Raw genomic sequence first — 14,261 nt, 5'->3', positions numbered from 1 at the left:
GTCAGGCGACCGCCGCGTCGAGGGCGTCGTCGGTGCGGGCGTCGCCCGGCCTGCCGCCGAGCCCGGCGAGGTTCTCGGCCGCGAGCTCGCGCACCCTCGGCAGGGCGGCGGCGATCGAGGCGCGCACGGGCGCGTCCTCTGGCAGGACCTCGTCGATCACCCGCACGACCCGGTCGGCGAAGCCGGCCTCGGGTTCGACGCAGAGCGAGGGCGTGCCGAGCAGTCGCATGAGTCCCTCGACCTTGCCCTGCGTCGCGAGCGTGATGGCGGGCCGGCCGCTCCAGATCGACATGATCGCCAGATGCATCCGCCCGGTGACGACGACGGATGCCTCGGCCGCGAGCCCGCGGATCGACGCCGGGGTGCCGAGCGTGCGCACGAAGCGCACGGGGGTACCGTCGAGGCGGCGCACGACCTCTTCGCAGGCCTCGAGGTCGTCGGCGTCGGGTCGCGACACGTGCGGGAGCACGACGACGGCGAGCCCGCGCTCGACGAGGTGGCGGATGATGCGCACGTACTCGGCCGCCTGGTCGACCTGCCCGCCGATGAGGCCGCTCACGTTGACGATCGCGTACGGGCGCGCGAACGCCTCGCCGAGGCCGTCGAGCAGGGCACGGTCGACGGTCTCGGCCGAGAAGACGATGTCGGCCACGTCGCGGATGCCGGTGACGCCGTCGCGGGCCGCGCGCTCGGCCGAGAGCGGGTCGCGGAGCATGGGCACGGCGCCGTGGCGGCTCGCCGAGACCAGGGCCCGGCGGGCGGCGGTGCGGGCCTGCCCGTTCCAGCTGAACCCGAGGATGCGGGTGTCGACGCCGGCCGCCGCCGCCGCGCCGGCGAGCGCGGAGCGTCGCACCGAGGGGCGCAGCACGTAGCGGCCGTCCATGATGTCGGCCCCGACGACCGAGAGGCTCGCGGCCGTGCGGAGCAGCTCGCCGAAGCGGGTGACGTCGGCCCGGTGGGCGCGGCGCGAGCCGTAGACGAGGTGCGGCAGCTCGAGCACCGTCACCCGCTCGGCGTGCGGCGCCGGCACGGCGATCTCGGCCGCCGAGCGCACGATGACGGTGACGGCGCCCGCGGTTCCCTCGATGAAGGCCTCGAACATCGCCTGGTCGCCGATGTTGCCGCCGCCCGGCGCGGCGAGCAGCACGTGCGGCCCGTCGAGAGCGGCCCCGGGGCGTCGGGCGCCGCGCACGGTGCGGAGGATGCGGGCGTGGTCGAGGCGCGAGGGCAGCCCGCTGGTCAGGTACGCCTCGCGGGCGACCCGTCGGGCGCGGCGGATGGTTCGGTCGATCATGGGGTCCTCCTGGATCCGAAGTGCCTGCGGGCCTGGGCGAGCGTCACGAGATCGGCGCGGAAGCGCGGCCAGATGAGCGCGACGAGCACGACCCAGCCGATGAGCGAGGCGAGCCCGACCACGAGCCGCAGGACGATGGCGTCGGCCGGCAGCGCGAAGGTCGAGAGCCACGAGACCCCCGCCCCGAACCCGAAGACGAGGAGCATGCGCACCCCGTTCAGGAACATCGCCTTGGCGGGGGCATCCGACACCCTCGAGATCCAGAGGAGCCCGACGGGCCAGATCAGCACGATCGAGGCGGTGTACGCGACGGCGACCCCGCCGACGCCCCAGTTCGCGCCGAGCACGATGAGCAGGATCATCGCCGGGCGGGTCGCGAGCGCGTAGTGGAGGTTCTCCCGTGCGAGCCCTTTCGCGAGCATGACCCAGTACACGGCGTAGCTGGATGCCTGGAAGAACCCGGCGACGAGCAGCACCTGGAAGAGCGGCACGACCTCGAGCCACTGGCGGCCGAGCGCGAGCTCGACGACCGACGGGGCCTGGGCGCCGAGGAAGGCGAAGGTGAAGCTGACCGCCATGAGCAGGATGGACTGCCCGAACGAGATGAACGCGGCGAACCGCTCGCGCTGGTCCTGCAGGCGCGAGAGCACGGGCAGCGCGACCCGCGTGGAGGGGGCGTTCAACTGCATGAGCGGGAGCATCATGAGCTGGAAGGCGCGGTTGTAGAAGCCGAGCGCCGTCGCGCCGAAGCGGGCGCCGATGACGACCGAGTCGACGTTGGCCGCCGCGTAGCCGAGCAGCTGCGAGCCGAGCAGGTTCGCGCCGAATCCGAGGAAGGCGCGCATCGGGGTGCGGCGGTGGATCCAGCCGGGGAACCAGCCGGTGAGCACGACGAGCATCGTGAGCGCGATGACGCAGATCGCGAGCTGCTGCGCGGCGAGCGCCCAGTAGCCGAACCCGAGCAGGGCGAACACGACGCCCGCGGCGAGGCCGACGGCCTGGGCGATGCTGTCGACCATCGCGAGCCGCAGGAACTGGAGCTTGCGGGTCAGGTCGGCGCGGAACTGGGTCGAGATGCCGTTCAGCAGGAACGTCGCCGAGAGGGCCACGGTGAGCAACTGCAGCCGCTCGTCGCCGTAGATGCCGGCGATCACGCCCGAGAGCCCGCAGACGAGCAGGGTCAGCGCGAGGCCGATGCCGGTGTTCAGCCAGAACAGGTTGTCCTTCTGCTGACGGCTGACGGTCTTCGCCTGGATCGCCGCGCTCGAGAGGCCGAAGTCGCGGAAGATCTCGCCGACGCCGATGATCGCGGTGACCATGGCGATGAGTCCGTAGTCGGCGGGCGTGAGGAGCCGGGCGAGCACGACGATGCCCGCGAGCTGGATCGCGAGGCGCACGCCCTGGCCGCCCATCGTCGCGAGCGCCCCGCGGGAGGCGCTCGCCCCGAGGCTGGGAGCTGGCGGGTCCTGGACCTCGGTCATGCCCGCAGCCGTTCGATCGCGTCGCGATAGCCGTCGGCGAGCTGGCGGCCGATGTGCTCCCAGTCGCGGAGGCCCAGGTCGGGCTCTGCGCCTGCAGGGATGCGCCGGGCCGCGGCGAGGCCCGCCTCGAGCTTCGCGGCGTCGAGGTCGCCCTCGTACTGGATGATCCACGGCGCGCCCACCTCGTCGGCGAGCGCCTGGTTGGTGGGCGAGGCGGGCACGAGCACGGGCCGGCCGAGCGAGAGCGCGGCGAGGAGCACCCCCGAGTTGTGCATCTGCTCGCGGTACGGCAGCACGACGAGTTCGGAGGCGGTGACCTCGTCGACCACGACGTCGTCGTCGACGAATTCGAGCCGCGCGGTGACGCGGGGGTCGGCGTGGGTGGCGGCCTCGATGATCTCGCCCTGGCCGGCGTGCGGCTTGCCGACGATGCGCAGCGTCAGCTCGGGGTCGGCGAGCTGCGCGAAGCAGTCGATGAGGTGCGGCACGCCCTTGTAGGGGCGGATGATGCCGAAGTAGAGGAGCCGGCCGGGCTGCGCGGTCGCCGCCGGGTAGGCCGAGAGGCTCGACCGGTAGTGGCCGTGCAGCACGGTGATGACCTCGGCCCGCTCGGCGCCGACGGGCGGCACGGTGGTCGGGTTCAGCCGCACGACGAGGTCGACCGCCTTCGTGAAGCGCGCGAGCGAGCGTCGCTCGCCGGCCTCTCCGCGCTCGTGGGGTTCGACGTTGTGCGCGGTCCACACGAGCGGGATGCGCTGCACGCGAAGCCGGAGCATCAGCACGTCGAGGGCGCGGCGCAGCAGGAACCGGCGCACGGCGCTGCGCCGACGGATGAGCAGTTCGGGCCAGTGCACGTGGAAGACGTCGTAGCGGCCCGTGAGCGCGGTGCGCCACGAGAAGAACTCGATGCGCACGTGACCGGGCGCCCCCTCGACCATCTGGTCGACGAACTGGGTCGTGCCGTCGGGCGGGTGCAGCGAGTGCAGCACGGTCAGGTCGCGGACGGGCCGGTCGGCCGACGCCGAAGCCCCGGCGGACGGCCGTCGATCGTCGGTCGTGGATGCTGCGGAGATCGGCACGGTGCGACACCCCCTAAGTCGGCAGTTGAGCGGGATTCAGGGAACGACGGTGAACCTGAGCACGACACTAGCCGCCGGTTCGAGCCCGCCGAAGAGGGTTCGCTTGAACGACACCCAGATGTAACCGCAGGGAAACAACCCTCAACGGGGCTCTGCTAGAACTGGGGCAGGACCGGTGGGGCGTTCCACGCCGGTCCATCGTGATGAGAGGCGGCTGACGTGCGAGTTTCAGTGATCGGGTGCGGATACCTCGGGGCGGTGCATGCCGCGAGCATGGCGGAGCTCGGCCACGAGGTGGTCGGCATCGACGTGGATGCCGCGAAGATCGCCCGCCTCGCGGTGGGCGAGGCGCCGTTCTTCGAGCCCGGCCTGCCCGAGCTGCTGCGTTCGGCCGTGGCATCCGGTCGCCTGACCTTCTCGACCGACATGGCGGATGTCGCGGGCGCGTCCGTGCACTTCGTGGCGGTGGGCACGCCCCAGCTGCGCGGCTCGTTCTCGGCCGACCTGAGCTACGTGGACGCCGCGGTCGAGGGGCTGCTCGAGCACGTCTCGGCGGGCGACCTCATCGTGGGCAAGTCGACGGTTCCGGTGGGCACGGCCGAGCGGTTGGCGGCCCGCATCGCCGACAGCGGCACGGGCGCGTTCCTGGCGTGGAACCCCGAGTTCCTGCGCGAGGGCTTCGCGGTGAAGGACACGATCAGCCCCGACCGCCTCGTGTACGGCGTGCCGGTCGACGCCGAGGCGGCGGCCACGGCCGAGGCGATGCTCTCCGAGGTGTACGCGCAGGCGCTGGCCGCCGAGACGCCGCTCATCGTCACCGACTACGCGACGGCCGAGCTCGTGAAGGTCTCGGCGAACGCGTTCCTCGCGACGAAGATCTCGTTCATCAACGCGATGGCCGAGATCGCCGAGGTGACCGGCGCCGACGTGACGCAGCTTGCCGACGCGATCGGCCTCGACGTGCGCATCGGGCGCCGGTTCCTCGGGGCGGGCGTCGGCTTCGGCGGCGGCTGCCTGCCGAAGGACATCCGCGCGTTCACCGCGCGCGCCGAGGAGATCGGCCGCGGCGAGTCGGTCGCGTTCCTCAAGGAGGTCGACGCGATCAACCTGCGTCGCCGCCAACGGGTCGTCGATCTCGCGGTCGACGCCCTCGACCGCGAGCCGCACGGCAAGAAGGTCGCGGTGCTCGGGCTGGCGTTCAAGCCGTTCTCCGACGACATCCGCGACTCCCCCGCCATCGACGTCGCGGTGCGCCTGCGCGGGCTCGGCGCCGACGTCGTCGCGATCGACCCCGAGGCGATCGAGAACTCGAGGCGAATGCATCCGCAGCTCGAGTTCGACGACGACCTCGAGGCGGTGCTGAGCGGCGCCGACCTCGTCGTGCTCGTGACCGAGTGGAACGAGTACCGGCACATGGACCCGGTGTGGGCGGGCGAGCTGGTCGGCACGCGCAAGGTCATCGACGGTCGCAACTGCCTCGACCCGAAGGCATGGCGGGCCGCGGGTTGGACGTACCAGGGGCTCGGCCGCCCCTGACGGGCGCGCCGTCACGCACGCGCACACGACGAGCACACGACGAGCACACGACGAGCGGATGCCTCGGAGCCGATGTCCGGCCCGAGGCATCCGCTCGTTCGTGCCTAGTGGACGGTGAGCACCTGGCCGATGGGGCGCCGCGGCGAGCGCGCGACCCGGAAGCCCTGCTCGGGCGGGTAGCCGATCGCGATGAGGCAGATGACGTCTTCGCTGTCGGGGATGCCGGCCTCGCGCCGAAGTGCGTCGGTCTGCGCGTTCGTCATCGACCAGTTGAGCATGCACGAGCTCACGCCGAGCCCGTGCAGCGCCCACACGAGGGTCATCGCGAAGAGGCCGCCGTCGACCCACCGCTGGTTGCGTTCGGTCGCGCCGGCGAACAGGCCGCGCTCGACAGTGACGACGAGCACCGAGCGCACCTGGTGGCGGAACCCGGCGTTGCCGTTCTGGTGCGCGAGGATGCGCGCGGCGTCGGCCTCGCCGCTGAACGCGTGCACGCGGCCCGCCTGCCGGTTGCAGACCGAGGGCGTGTACGTCGTGAGGCGCACCGCCTCCTCGAGGGTCGCGGGCTCGACGGGCCTGCTCTCGTCGAAGTCGCGCACGCTGTGCCGGGTCGCGAAGAAGCGGTCCATCTCGACGGCGCCGAAGAGCGGCACCGGCATGGCCGGCGGGCTCACGTCGTCGTCGACGGCGCCGCCGCCGTTCCACGCCCCGAGCGCGCCCTTCGCGTCCTCGGCGAACCGGAGGTAGGGCGCTTCGGCGGCCTGCGCGCCGGCCACCGGGATGAGCATCGAGAGCCGCTGCTCGACGGCCGCGCCGAACGGCTGCTTGGGCTGCCTGAGGCTCAGCCCCTTCTCGACCCGGTGGTAGTCCTTCGTGAGCTGGGCCTCGAGGTTCACGCCCGAGACGACGTCGGTGACGGCGTCGTCGGGCGGCGCGGCCGAGTCGCGGTACCGGCGGTAGTCGCGCAGGAACTCGGCGTACATGAGCCAGCCGCGCTTGGCGCGCCGCACGGGCCCGCGCAGCGGCTTCTTGATCGTGTCGAGCATGGAGTCTCCCCCTCTGTCGTGGTGCTCAGCCCTCGGCGAGCCACCGCTTGAACGTGGCGATCATGTCGGTGCTCGTCCAGTCGGGCACGCGGTGCCCGCCGTCGTGGTACTCGACGCTCGTCTCGCGCGCGACGGGCGCGGCCTTGTCGACGAGCGCGAGCGTGTGCTGGGGCGGCGGCACGAGCGGGTCCGACATCGAGACGACCGTGCGGATGCGCGTGCCGACCCACGAGGACTGCGGCAGCCGCGCCGGGTTCGTGGCGACGGCGAGGTCGCGGTTGAAGCCGTACACCGGCGGGATGCGCACGGGGTCGCGGTCGTAGAGGTCTTCCATGTCGTACGCCGCACTGGCCATGTACATGCCGCGAACGGCGGGCACCATCTTCGTGCCGTACGCGTAGGTCATCAGCGGCCCGCCGCCGGAGTTGGCGCGCATGAAGCTGACCGCGATCTTCCAGACGTTGCCCATGTAGCGGGTGGCGTTCTGCTGCGCGGTGAGCGAGGGCTGCGAGGTCCAGAGGCTTCCGCCGTAGTCGGCGCAGATGCACACCGCGCCGGCGTCGACGGCCATCATGGCGCTCCACTTGTAGACGTTCGTGAGCGAGGTGTAGTCGCTGCCGTTCGAGTGGTAGTACCAGAGCACGCCGACGGAGGTCTTCGGCGGCGACGCGTGCGGCACGAAGAGGCGCATGCGGTCGCCCTGGTAGAGCACGTCGATCGCCTCGTACTTCTTCTTGCCGATGCTCGTGACCTGCGTGTCGAGGCGCGACACCTCGAACGGCAGTTTCGGGATCGGCGAGTACGTCGGCGCCGCGACGGCGGGCAGGGCGGCCGAGGTGGCCGCGGTCACGAGCCCGGCGGCCGCGCCGATGATGATGGTGCGGCGTCGGATGCCGTCGCGGGATGCAGCGGGATGTTCATCGTTCACGTGTGGTCCGTCTCCCTCGCTCGAGTCGGGGGTCGGTGACGTCGCTGTGCCCCCGTTGATGGGAACGTACCTCCGGCGCGGGCCCCCGCAACCCGCCGGACACCAGAGTTAACACGATCTTCATTGCGCGGGCGCCGGGGCGGGCGCCGGGGCGACCGAAGGCGTCCCGGCGACCGCCGGCGCAGCCCCCACGAGCCCGTCGATCACGACGAGCGTGTCGCGCCACCCCTCGACGGCCACGCAGGGCACCCCGGTGGCGACGACCGGGAAGTCGTTGCCGTCGGGGTCGAGGCGGTCGCCGACGAAGAGCATGTCGGCCGCGTCGATGCCGGTCGCGTCGAGCAGGCGCCGCATGCCGTACGCCTTGTCGACGCCCTTGCGGGTGATGTCGATCGAGGTGGAACCGCCCGAGCGCACCTCGAGGTCGGGCACGTCGGCGGCGACCGCGGCGCGCAGGGCGGCCTTCTTCGCGCCGGTCGGATCCCATCGCACCTTCGCCGCGACGGGCGCCGCCTGGCCGAGGGCCGAGAACGTCACCTGCGACCCGCGGTGCTCGACGCGCGGCCCCCACGTCTCGCCGCCGTCGTAGCCGAGTTCGGCGGCGCGGCGCTCGATCGACGCGGTCGCGCGGGCGGCCTCGTCGTCGCTGAGGTCCTCGGCGTACACCTGCCGCCACTCGCCCGCCTCGAACCGCAGGTACCGGGTGCCGCAGGTGGGCATGAGGTGCAGGCGGCCGAGGTCGGGCTCGGCGCCCGTGCCCTCGGCGGCGGGCCCGGCGAGCGCGTCGACGACCTGGGTGCGGAACTGGCTGAAGTCCCCGCCCGAGATGATGCACACCTCGGCGCGGGCGAGCAGCCGCGTCAGGGCGTCGGCCATGGCCGGCTCGATGCGGCTCTTCGAGGGGGCGAGCGTGTCGTCGAGGTCGAAGGCGACGAGTCGGGGCATCCGCCGCTCTCGTGCGCCGGCTTCGGAGCGAGCGGATGCCTCGGGCGCCGCCGGCCCCGTCATGGCAGCTTCTCGGCGAGCGCCTTGAGCCAGGTCGCGAGCTCGGGCCCGAGGTCGTCGCGGTCGAGCGCGAGGAGCATGACCGACTTGATGTAGTCGAGCCGGTCGCCGGTGTCGTAGCGGCGCCCGCGGAACACGACGCCGTAGACGCCGCCCGCGATCGACTCGTCGGCGGCGAGCACCTCGAGCGCGTCGGTCAGCTGGATCTCGTCGCCCTTGCCGGGCGGCGTGGTCTCGAGCACGTCGAAGATCTCGGGCCGCAGCACGTAGCGGCCGATGATCGCGAGGTTCGACGGGGCGTCGGCCGCGGCGGGCTTCTCGACGAGGCCCGTGATGCGCACGACGTCGGGGTCGTCGGTCGGTTCGACCGCCGCGGCGCCGTACATGTGGATCTGGTCGGGCTCGACCTCCATGAGCGCGATCACGGTCGCCGCCCTGGAGCTGCTCTCGGCCATCATCTTCGTGAGCAGCACGTCGCGCTCGTCGATGAGGTCGTCGCCGAGGAGCACCGCGAAGGTCTCGTCGCCGACGTGCTTGCGCGCCCGCAGCACGGCGTGCCCGAGCCCGCGGGGGTCGCCCTGCCGCACGAAGTGGATGTCGGCGAGGCTGCTCGAGTGCATGACCCGTTCGAGCTTCGAGGCGTCGCCCTTCTGCTCGAGGGTGTGCTCGAGCTCGGTGACGCGGTCGAAGTGGTTCGCGAGCGCGTTCTTGTTGCGCCCGATGATGACGAGCACGTCGTCGATGCCGGCCGCGACGGCCTCCTCGACGACGTACTGGATCGCCGGCTTGTCGACGACGGGCAGCATCTCCTTCGGCATGGCTTTCGTGGCGGGCAGGAATCGGGTTCCGAGGCCTGCGGCCGGAATGACGGCTTTCATCGTTGTTCTCCCCATTCCGCGACCGTATCCGCCGCGTGTGAAGCGGGGATGACGAACGTGGGACGATCTCGTGCGCGGCCGAGCGAGCGGATGCCGCATGGCGGGCGGATGCCCGGGCGGATGCCGCATGGCGGGCGTCTGCGCTCAGCCCGCGGGCGGCCCTGGCTCGGGCGGCTCGGCCGCGCGTGCCCGCCGGGCGTCGGCCCACGCCCGGCCGCTCGCCCACCTGAGCGCCCACTCGAGCGGACCGCGCCCGATGAACCGGCGCCAGAGCCAGGCGAACGCCATGGAGCCGACGACGAGGCCGACGAGCAGCGGCCACGAGTCATCCGTCACGGTGTTCGAGGCCTCATCCGTTCGCTGGGCGAGCGAGATCACCACGAGGTGCAGCGTGTAGATGCTGAGCGGCATGCCGCCCATGGCGGCGATCGGCGAGGTGACCGCGACCGTCGCGCGGCGCACGGCGGGGGCGACGAACGCGGTGAGCGCGAGCAGCACCGCCACGACGGCGGCGGCCACGCCCGTGTTGCCGAACGTCTCGAGGGAGGCGCGCAGCGGCAGCGACCACGCGGCCTCCGCGACCATCGTCGGTGCGGGCAGCAGCGACGCGAGCGGCAGGGCGATGCAGGCCGCGGCGGCGCCGAGCAGGCCGGTGACGGCGACGGTCGCGCGCGCGCCGAGGTCGAGGCGGGCGAGGGCGAGCCCGATGAGCATGACCGGTACCCAGATCACGACGGGGTACGCCCCGCTCACGAGCCAGTCGACGAGGAAGCGCAGGGGCGTGAGCCGTGTCTGCACCACGAACTCGGTGGCGGCGGCCATCGCCGCGAGCGCGGGGGTCACGGCGAGCAGGCCGATGCCGAGCCCGAGCGCGACGCGCGGCGGCACGAACAGCAGCGGCAGCATGAGCAGGAACGCGACGCCGTACACGTCGAGGATGATGAAGACGAGCGGATGCAGCGTGGCCGCGATGAGCACGCCGAGCGCGATGAGGATGACCGCCCTGATCGCGATCTGCCCGCGCAGGATGCCGCGGGCCCGGCGTTCGGCGGTCGGGCGCGTGCCGCCCGAGATGAGGCCGAGCCCGATGCCCGCCGTCAGGGCGAACAGCAGCCGCGGGCGTTCGTCGGCCACGGCGAGGAGCGCGGCGACGCCCGCATCGTCGACCGAGGGCGCGACGTGGGCGACGAACATGCCGATGAGGGCGAGCCCCCGCGCGATGTCGACGCCGACGATGCGCCCGGCGGCCGCACTCGCGCCCCGGCCCGCCACGCCGGCCCTCGACCCCCGGGCACGCCGAATGCCCGGACCGCTAGATCCGGGCATTCGTGGCGTGGTCACCGGCTGCGGAGGGGCTCGGCAGCCCGACGCCGTGCGGTGATCAGGACTGGTCGCGAGAGCGTCGCACCGTGGTCAGCACCACGATGAGCGCCGCACCGAGCAGCAGTGCTCCGCCGCCGATCCAGAGCCAGAGCACCGGCATGTCGTAGCCGGTCTCGGCGATGCCGCTCGACGACGAGTCAGCCGGAGTCGACGGTTCGGCAGGCACGACCGTGAGCGTTCCGGTCGCGACCGACTCGCCCGCGGTGGCGGTGATCGTGTAGGTGCCGGGCGTGTTCGACGACATGTCGTACGACACCGTGCCCGAGGCATCCGTCGGCCTCGACGCCGTCGACGCCTTCAGCACCGCGAGCACCACGAGGTCGTCGGCGGTGGCCGTCGACGGCGTGCTCGGCGTGAGCCCGCTGAAGACCATCGTGCCGACCTCGCCGACCTCGAGCGTGAGGTCGGTGCCCTGACCGACGTAGCCGGTCGGTTCTGCGTGCGCCGCCGCCGGAACGGCGATCAGCGCGGCCGCGGCGACCGCGACGGTCGCCAGGATCTTTCGGATCATGATTGCGTTACCCCTCGTAGTGCTTCATGAACGCCGGAGGCCCGCAATTCGGAATCCCCCCGGAGGTGCCACCCTTCCGAAAAGATGACACCGTCTCACCATAGGGCAGATTCACAGGAAAGCGCGACCCCTAATGTTTCCGGCGTGGAAACAAGTGGCGTCGCCTCGGTGGCCGTAAATTTCTCGCCCGCTTCGCCGCCGAGGAACCCGAAGCGATACTCGGCGCTCTCCCCCGGTGCGAGCCGCGAGACGACCTTGCTCACCTCGTAGCCGGTGTCGGTCGCGGGCCGGGAGTCGGTGGGCTCGCCGTTCAGCGCGACGCCGAGGTTGTACGTGCCGCGCGCGCTGTAGACGTGCACGGTGGTACGGATGTTGCCCGGCGGCGTGCCGAACACCCCGCCGCCGGTGACGTACGGCGGCAGGCTGGTCGCGGCATCCGCCGGTGCCGTGTTCGTGAGCTTCACGACGACCTCGTAGTTCGGCAGGCCGTCGTTGCGGCACGTCACCGTGCCCGCGCCGACCTGCACGTCGAGGTAGGAGTCCATCTTCGAACCGGTCTGGTCGTTGAGGTAGACGCCGAAGTTCTGGGTCTCGGCGTCGCTCTCGGGCAGGCCGCCGGCGAGGGTCGTGCCGGCGAGCACCGCCTGCTCCGAGGCATCCGCGTTCCAGACGAGGATGCGGCGCTCGGTGCCGGCCTGCGCGAGCGCCTCGATGAGCGCCTGCGTGTCGAGTCCGCCGGCGGTGAGGGCACGGAACGCGGTGGCCGCGGCATCCGCGAATATCGCGTCCTGCTGCGACACGGGGTACTGCTCGTACACGTCGCTCAGCAGGAACTGCACGGCGTTCTCGCTCGTGAGCTGCTCGCCGGTGGTGAGCGTGATCGGTCCGGTGGCGCGCAGCAGGTAGCTCAGCATCACCGGGTCGACGGCGACGACACTCTGCACTTCGGCGCCGTACTGGAGCCGCCACATCTCGCGCGCGATGGTCGCGGCGAGCGGGAACTGCGGGGTGAAGTTCACGTCCTGGATGTAGCTCGCGGTGTTGTCGCTCCAGAGCGCCTTCGTGTCGGCGGGCAGGTCGATGACGGGCGGGGTGAACTTCGGGAAGTCGCGGGTACTCGCCTGCCGCGTCATCGACACGGCGCCGCCCTCGGCGTGGACGTTCGCGAGCGCGCCCGAGATGCCGCCGGTGGATCGCAGCTCGGCGTTGTTCTGGAACAGCAGCAGCGTGTCGCGCGGCCCGTCGGCGCCGAGCATCGGCGGCAGCAGCCGCACGGCGTTGTCGAGGCCGATGACCGTCGCCCCGGCTTCGTCGACCAGGCTCGTGAGCTCGTAGCGCGCGTCGGCCAGGGGGCCGATGACCTGCGCGTCCTGCACGTTCGCGAGGGCGGCGTCGGCGCTGTCGAAGGCGATGCGCGCGCCGTGCACGGGCATCTGCACGTCGATCATGGGCTGCAGGTCGATGCGCCCGTCGACCGGCGCGAACGAGGCGAGGTCGATGGTCGCGGCGCTCGTCGCGAGCGGCACGACCGCGTCGCGGGCGATGCGATCGACGGATGCCGCGACCACGCGCATGACCTCGAGGTTCGGCCCGATGCCCGGCAGCACCTCGGCGCCGCGCCAGATCGGGTCGCCCGTGAGCGAGGCGGCGGATGCCGCGTGGCCGGCCAGTTCGTCGGCGGTCTGCTGCGCCGCCTTCGTGTCGCCCGCGACGACCTGCTGCTGCGCGGACTTCGCGAGCGGCACGGCGGCCTGCAGTTCGCCCACGGCGAGGAACCCGCGGACGCCCACCCACACCACGCAGAACACGAGCAGTGCGAGCACGCCGACGATCGACCACACGATGATGCGCTTGCGGCGCTTCTTCTGCTGCTCCTTGCGCCGACGGCTGCTCGAGCCGTGGTGATGCCGGTGCGAGCGGCCGGAACCGCCGCCGGAGCCCGAGTGGTGCGAACGGCTCGATTCATGGCGCCGATCGGATGCCCCATCCCCATGGTTCCGACTCGACGACTCCGAACCCCCGGAAGACGGCGTCACGATCAGTAGCGTAGCCCGGGCTGCTACGCGGGTGAAGGAGTACCACCGTCGAGTCGCTAGTTCAGCCGCACCGCCCTATTACGTCGTTCCCGAGCCTCTTCGATGGGCTCTGTTAGAAGAAGGCGCGCCCTCAGAAGACTCGGTCGCAGAACGAAAGAGTTCTTTGGGAAATGAGGCTATAAGCGGTTGCGGATTGAACATTGCCGCTTGAACAGCGCCCAACTTGTCGGCGTGGTCGATGTCTAGCGCAAATTCGGGGAGCTCGCGCCCAGTCCCGCTGTAGTAGTCCTCATATTTGAACGTGCTCTCATGCCCGGATACCAATGGCCGGCTCGGAACTCCATAAACATCCGCGAGGACCATCGCGTGCAGCGAGGAGCCCACAACGAATTCACTCGAGGCAATGAGTCGGGCGATGTCGATTGGATCAGCGAGGGGCGAGACGGCATCCGGATGGTGGCGATACCGAGAAGCATCATTCAGGTTCGGGACTACCAGTCGGCGTCGTAGCTTCACGGCCCCAGCCAGACAGAAACGATCATCGACATGCGCAATCAACAGAGCCGGATCTCCATAGACTTCGGGAACATCGTGCCCACGAGAGGCCAGGTACTTGCGTGAAAGTGGCCCGCGCACAGCGTGAACGTGTAGGTCACCCGCCCTTACACGCACCGGCTGTGCCACTTTCCCGTTGATCCCGGAACCCCAGACATGATCCCCAGGTTTCGCGAAGTGCATGACGGACCCGACCGAGAGCAGCCGTTCCCGTTTGCCGGACGCCGCTTCCTCCCCGAGAGTCAGGCTGGCCAATAGCCCCCTCACTACAAGAGGACCAAGTTCGTCGCCAAAGTTCCGAAGACGACGCCCACGCAGTCGGCGAAGCACGGGGATCGGCACCAAGGGCGACCTCGGTCGCCAGTTGTACAATTCGACGGTCAACTCGCGCTCCTAGGACGTCTCGATTCAGGTGCATCCGCCAGCGCTCGCGAAGAACTGGTCGAGTCCCCCTCCATCAAGCGCCCGACGGAGGAACGCTGCTCATGTGCTATCTCCTTCGCTTTGTGGGCGCTCGTGATTCGTTGCG

The 14,261-nt window shown here is 71.2% G+C and carries 12 protein-coding genes; 1 reads left to right on the top strand and 11 read right to left on the bottom strand.

Annotated features, from left to right (window positions below; all coding sequences use genetic code 11):
• Position 1: 1 nt before the first annotated feature.
• The 3 genes from GQQ92_RS00150 to GQQ92_RS00140 are packed head-to-tail and all read right to left on the bottom strand — an operon-like array spanning position 2 to position 3,854.
• Positions 2-1,294: a polysaccharide pyruvyl transferase family protein gene (locus GQQ92_RS00150; protein ID WP_156997230.1), complete on the bottom strand. Its 1,293-nt coding sequence runs from the start codon at positions 1,292-1,294 to the stop codon at positions 2-4.
• Positions 1,291-2,775, bottom strand: a complete 1,485-nt coding sequence (locus GQQ92_RS00145) for a lipopolysaccharide biosynthesis protein (RefSeq protein ID WP_156997229.1) — start codon at positions 2,773-2,775, stop codon at positions 1,291-1,293. The genes GQQ92_RS00150 and GQQ92_RS00145 overlap by 4 nt, the downstream gene beginning before the upstream one ends.
• On the bottom strand, positions 2,772-3,854 hold the full coding sequence (locus GQQ92_RS00140) for a glycosyltransferase family protein (protein WP_156997228.1): 1,083 nt from the start codon (positions 3,852-3,854) through the stop codon (positions 2,772-2,774). Before GQQ92_RS00140 ends, GQQ92_RS00145 begins: the two co-directional genes overlap by 4 nt.
• Before the next feature lie 219 nt (positions 3,855-4,073).
• Here GQQ92_RS00140 and GQQ92_RS00135 point away from each other — a divergent pair, with 219 nt between their 5' ends.
• Entirely contained in the window at positions 4,074-5,390 is a 1,317-nt protein-coding gene (locus tag GQQ92_RS00135; protein WP_156997227.1) for a UDP-glucose dehydrogenase family protein, read from the top strand.
• Positions 5,391-5,494: 104 nt separating this feature from the next.
• Here the strand turns inward: GQQ92_RS00135 and GQQ92_RS00130 are convergent, their stop codons facing one another.
• The 8 genes from GQQ92_RS00130 to GQQ92_RS16970 all read right to left on the bottom strand — a co-directional run bounded on the left by GQQ92_RS00130 (position 5,495) and on the right by GQQ92_RS16970 (position 13,915).
• Complete coding sequence (locus GQQ92_RS00130) at positions 5,495-6,436, bottom strand: nitroreductase family protein (RefSeq protein WP_156997226.1); 942 nt, start codon at positions 6,434-6,436, stop codon at positions 5,495-5,497.
• Between the two features lie 25 nt (positions 6,437-6,461).
• On the bottom strand, positions 6,462-7,364 hold the full coding sequence (locus GQQ92_RS00125; RefSeq protein WP_156997225.1) for a hypothetical protein: 903 nt from the start codon (positions 7,362-7,364) through the stop codon (positions 6,462-6,464).
• Positions 7,365-7,484: 120 nt separating this feature from the next.
• A complete protein-coding gene (locus GQQ92_RS00120) occupies positions 7,485-8,309 on the bottom strand; it encodes an HAD-IIB family hydrolase (protein WP_156998090.1) in 825 nt (274 codons plus the stop codon).
• A gap of 59 nt (positions 8,310-8,368) precedes the next feature.
• Positions 8,369-9,262 carry a UTP--glucose-1-phosphate uridylyltransferase GalU gene (gene galU / locus GQQ92_RS00115; protein ID WP_156997224.1) on the bottom strand — a complete coding sequence of 298 codons (894 nt, stop codon included), beginning with the start codon at positions 9,260-9,262 and terminating at the stop codon, positions 8,369-8,371.
• 129 nt (positions 9,263-9,391) lie between these two features.
• Positions 9,392-10,519 carry a heparan-alpha-glucosaminide N-acetyltransferase domain-containing protein gene (locus tag GQQ92_RS00110; protein ID WP_197738009.1) on the bottom strand — a complete coding sequence of 376 codons (1,128 nt, stop codon included), beginning with the start codon at positions 10,517-10,519 and terminating at the stop codon, positions 9,392-9,394.
• Positions 10,520-10,628: 109 nt separating this feature from the next.
• Positions 10,629-11,141 carry a hypothetical protein gene (locus GQQ92_RS00105; RefSeq protein ID WP_156997222.1) on the bottom strand — a complete coding sequence of 171 codons (513 nt, stop codon included), beginning with the start codon at positions 11,139-11,141 and terminating at the stop codon, positions 10,629-10,631.
• A 95-nt stretch (positions 11,142-11,236) separates the two neighbouring features.
• The gene (locus tag GQQ92_RS00100) at positions 11,237-13,177 is read right to left on the bottom strand and encodes a DUF4012 domain-containing protein (protein ID WP_156997221.1); all 1,941 of its coding nucleotides are present in this window, start codon (positions 13,175-13,177) and stop codon (positions 11,237-11,239) included.
• A gap of 78 nt (positions 13,178-13,255) precedes the next feature.
• Entirely contained in the window at positions 13,256-13,915 is a 660-nt protein-coding gene (locus tag GQQ92_RS16970) for a polysaccharide pyruvyl transferase family protein (protein ID WP_156997220.1), read from the bottom strand.
• Positions 13,916-14,261: the final 346 nt, after the last annotated feature.

The sequence above is a fragment of the Agromyces terreus genome, assembly GCF_009749465.1.
In the GTDB taxonomy this organism is placed as follows: domain Bacteria; phylum Actinomycetota; class Actinomycetes; order Actinomycetales; family Microbacteriaceae; genus Agromyces; species Agromyces terreus.
This window is presented reverse-complemented; position numbering and strand designations above follow the sequence as displayed.

Bases quoted from the DNA above. Each gene is read 5' to 3' on its own strand.
- GQQ92_RS16970 (WP_156997220.1), bottom strand. From the start codon at position 13,915: ATGCACTTCGCGAAACCTGGGGATCATGTCTGGGGTTCCGGGATCAAC.
- GQQ92_RS00105 (WP_156997222.1), bottom strand. From the start codon at position 11,141: ATGATCCGAAAGATCCTGGCGACCGTCGCGGTCGCCGCGGCCGCGCTG.
- GQQ92_RS00130 (WP_156997226.1), bottom strand. From the start codon at position 6,436: ATGCTCGACACGATCAAGAAGCCGCTGCGCGGGCCCGTGCGGCGCGCC.
- galU (WP_156997224.1), bottom strand. From the start codon at position 9,262: ATGGGGAGAACAACGATGAAAGCCGTCATTCCGGCCGCAGGCCTCGGA.
- GQQ92_RS00150 (WP_156997230.1), bottom strand. From the start codon at position 1,294: ATGATCGACCGAACCATCCGCCGCGCCCGACGGGTCGCCCGCGAGGCG.
- GQQ92_RS00145 (WP_156997229.1), bottom strand. From the start codon at position 2,775: ATGACCGAGGTCCAGGACCCGCCAGCTCCCAGCCTCGGGGCGAGCGCC.
- GQQ92_RS00120 (WP_156998090.1), bottom strand. From the start codon at position 8,309: ATGCCCCGACTCGTCGCCTTCGACCTCGACGACACGCTCGCCCCCTCG.